The 973-nt window shown below is 53.2% G+C and carries 1 protein-coding gene; it reads left to right on the forward strand.

Annotated features, from left to right (window positions below):
* Positions 1–575: 575 nt before the first annotated feature.
* The coding region (locus JWJ90_RS22760) for a reverse transcriptase domain-containing protein (protein WP_275889173.1) at positions 576–973 on the forward strand (398 nt) is incomplete at its 3' end.

A 973-nucleotide genomic window follows, 5' to 3' on the forward strand; every position in this document is an offset into this window, starting at 1 on the left:
TCGGCCAAACGGAAGGGTAAGCGTGCAAAATAGCGCGAAGCCCGATACCTGGTCAGTTCCGTGTGGTGTTTGAGGATGGCATCGTTCACCGGGAGTTCGCCTTAACCGGGGAAGCCTTACATCATTGCCTGGCGTGGTCAGCCCGGCGCACGTTTCGCAAGGGGGAACCCAAGCGGAAAGTGTTTGTGGTGTGAGGTGGCAGATGATTCCGTAGTAGTTATGAAGTCCTTGCCGATGAAAGCCGGTAACGGTGTGGAGGGGAAAACAAGGATGACTTACGGCGTGTTCGTGAGGGCTCTTTTGTGCCAAAAGCCATTGGAGTTGCGAAGGGATGAAGTTTATTTGAAGGTACTCTGGAAATTGAAACTTGCCGTTAACTGAACACAAGTTACCCGACGGGGTGAGGCACATTGCCGGTGGTAGGCTGTGAAAGGCCCTTCTGCTGTCTTTGGCTGTTCAACGGAGTATTGATGCAAGGAACCGTACATTGCCGGTGTGCTAGAAGGCGGTATTTGTATCGAGAAGAATCGAAGTTGACGAACAAGAGCATGGAAAGGAGTACGCAGGACAGGGGCATGTCGAGAATCTGGTACAGTCTGTACGGAAGATTGCTGAACAGATTAGCTTTGCACAAAGCATTTGCGAAGGTGAAGTCGGCGAAAGGAGCTGCCGGAATAGACGGTCAGTCCATCCAGGACTTTGCTGCAGATCTCTCAGTACATACTGATATGCTTCTGGCGGAGTTGCGGAGCAAGAGCTACCGTCCTCAGCCAGTCCGTCGGGTTGAGATCCCGAAGGGCAATGGTGGGACGCGTCTGCTTGGTATCCCCGCAGTCCGCGACCGAGTGGTTCAGCAGGCCCTGCTGGACATCCTTCAGCCGATATTTGATCCTGGTTTTCATCCATCAAGCTATGGGTACCGCCCTGGGCGGAGTTGCCATCAGGCAATCACCAAAGCGAGTATGTTCATCCG

This window comes from Desulfobulbus rhabdoformis (assembly GCF_016919065.1).
Taxonomy (GTDB): domain Bacteria; phylum Desulfobacterota; class Desulfobulbia; order Desulfobulbales; family Desulfobulbaceae; genus Desulfobulbus; species Desulfobulbus rhabdoformis.